General features: G+C 67.8%; 2 protein-coding genes and 1 pseudogene. 2 read left to right on the top strand and 1 reads right to left on the bottom strand.

Going from position 1 to position 1,801, the window contains the following annotated elements; translation table 11 throughout:
- The first annotated feature begins 301 nt into the window (after positions 1–301).
- On the top strand, positions 302–604 hold the full coding sequence (locus ACIBB8_RS37845; RefSeq protein WP_398959944.1) for a muconolactone Delta-isomerase family protein: 303 nt from the start codon (positions 302–304) through the stop codon (positions 602–604).
- A 173-nt stretch (positions 605–777) separates the two neighbouring features.
- The gene (locus tag ACIBB8_RS37840) at positions 778–1,149 is read left to right on the top strand and encodes a YybH family protein (RefSeq protein ID WP_398959942.1); all 372 of its coding nucleotides are present in this window, start codon (positions 778–780) and stop codon (positions 1,147–1,149) included.
- Between the two features lie 276 nt (positions 1,150–1,425).
- On the opposite strand, the pseudogene ACIBB8_RS37835 reads toward ACIBB8_RS37840, so the two are convergent.
- Positions 1,426–1,695: pseudogene (locus tag ACIBB8_RS37835) on the bottom strand (IS6 family transposase); the annotation flags it as partial.
- Between the last annotated feature and the right edge of the window lie 106 nt (positions 1,696–1,801).

The following is a 1,801-nucleotide window of genomic DNA, read 5'->3' as shown; positions in this document are numbered from 1 at the left end:
ACCACCCGCACCGCCGCCCGCATCCAGGCCGAACGCGCAATCAAAATCACCGCTGCACTCAAGGCCGCCGCCTGATCAGCCCGCTGAACGCAAGCGTCTCTGACGGGCCCAGTGAACCTGAGCGTTGCTCAGAGGTGCAGGCAAATCGCCTTCGTGCCCTGGTGCTGAACAGCCGGAGCCGCCGGTCCGTGTGGCCATCGGAAGAAATGCAGGCTGTCCGGCGCCGTAAGTTGCACGATGCCCCTCGCAGACGGTTCCGACCGCCCGGACGCCCCCTACAGAACCGAGAGAGGAAAGGATCATGAAGGAGTTCCTGGTCGAGCTCACCACGACCGTGCCCGAGGGCACCGACCCCGCCGAGGTCAACCGGCGCCGCGCCGACGAGGCTGTCCGGGCGAAAAAGCTCGCCTCCGCGGGCCACTTGGTCCGGCTGTGGCGCCCGGTGGGCGAGCTCCGCAGCATCGGTGTGTGGCGCGCCGACGACGAGGCAGATCTGCGCGACAAGGTCCTTGGAACCCTGCCCCTGTGGCCCTGGATGACCGCGGTGGTCACCGCCGTACAGCCGCACCCCAACGACCCGGGCCCGACCGGCTACACCGCCTGATCCAGCCCCCGCGTGCCCGTGCTTCCTGCGGCGGCCACGGCCGCCGCAGGAAGCAATGTCCGCTCCGCCGCCCGTGCGATGCCGCGGTCCAGGCAGCAGACATGTTCCACCAGCAAGGCAACGCTCACCAGCGGGTGCCGCCCGTGCGGCCCCTTCATGAGAGGAGAACCCTGATGAACAGCACAGCAGCGCAGGAAGCGATCCTGCGTGGCGTCATGGACCGATGGAAGTCCGCGGTCGACGCACACGAACCGCAGCAGGTCGCCTCATATTTCACCGAGGACGCCATCTTCCAGGGGCTTCGTCCCTACACCGTCGGCCGTCAGGGAGTCGCCGAGTACTACGATTCCCAGCCTCTCGGGTTGACGGCGGACTACCAGGTACTGGAAACACGGCAGTTGGCCGAGGGCATCCTGCTCGGCTACCTGGGTGTCGACTTCTCCTTCACCGACCGGCCAACCATCCGGGTCACTCTCAGCGTGGTCCTCAGGCGTTTCGCTGACCAGTGGCACATCGCCCATTATCACGTGTCGAAGCTGGACTGATGAGCCCTTCGCGGCGCGGCAGTCAGGCCCTCCTCGTTCCTCACGGCGGTGGCGCGGGTGTCGCGCCGCACAGCTTGAGCCGACCGGTCGCGGTGCGCAGGCCGCCGGTGCACGGTGCGCGCGCGAGATCACCAGCTAATGCCTTCACATGGCGCTGTCACGTTGTTGAGGGTGTGAATGCCTGACGGTGTGTCGGGTGTGGTGGGGCCGGGTTCCGGCTCGGTGCTCAGGCCGCGGCAGGCAGGCCGGCGACGCCGGTGCCCTGGTCCCGGATGGCCATTTGTCCCCGTGCCGGGGCCGCTTCCGGCGCAGGCCGTTGGCGTAGGCCTGCCCGAACTTCGCGCACCAACGCCGGACGGTCTCGTGGGAGACGATCACGCCGCGCTCGAGCATCAGCTCCTCGACCTCGCGGAAGCTGAGCGGGAAGCGGAAGTACAGCCACACGCAGTGGGAGATGACCCCCACCGGGTACCGGTGCCCCTTGTACGACGGCGGCGCGGACGACACGAGCGGACTCCTCCCCGGCACGATCAACTCCAAGATCATCCCAGACCGGTCAGCCAACGTGACTGTGAGGATGATCGGGTGCCGCTCCGAGCGGTGGCCTGACCCGCAACGTGACTGGCCGTGTGCCTTGGCGTTGATCTGTCGG

The organism is Streptomyces sp. NPDC051286 (genome assembly GCF_044455345.1).
In the GTDB taxonomy this organism is placed as follows: domain Bacteria; phylum Actinomycetota; class Actinomycetes; order Streptomycetales; family Streptomycetaceae; genus Streptomyces.
The sequence above is the reverse complement of the archived record's forward strand: the minus strand, read 5'-3'. Positions and strand labels throughout refer to the sequence as shown.

What these genes read in the sequence shown, in the direction of transcription:
- ACIBB8_RS37840 (WP_398959942.1), top strand. Translation starts at nt 778, where the DNA reads ATGAACAGCACAGCAGCGCAGGAAGCGATCCTGCGTGGCGTCATGGAC.
- ACIBB8_RS37845 (WP_398959944.1), top strand. Translation starts at nt 302, where the DNA reads ATGAAGGAGTTCCTGGTCGAGCTCACCACGACCGTGCCCGAGGGCACC.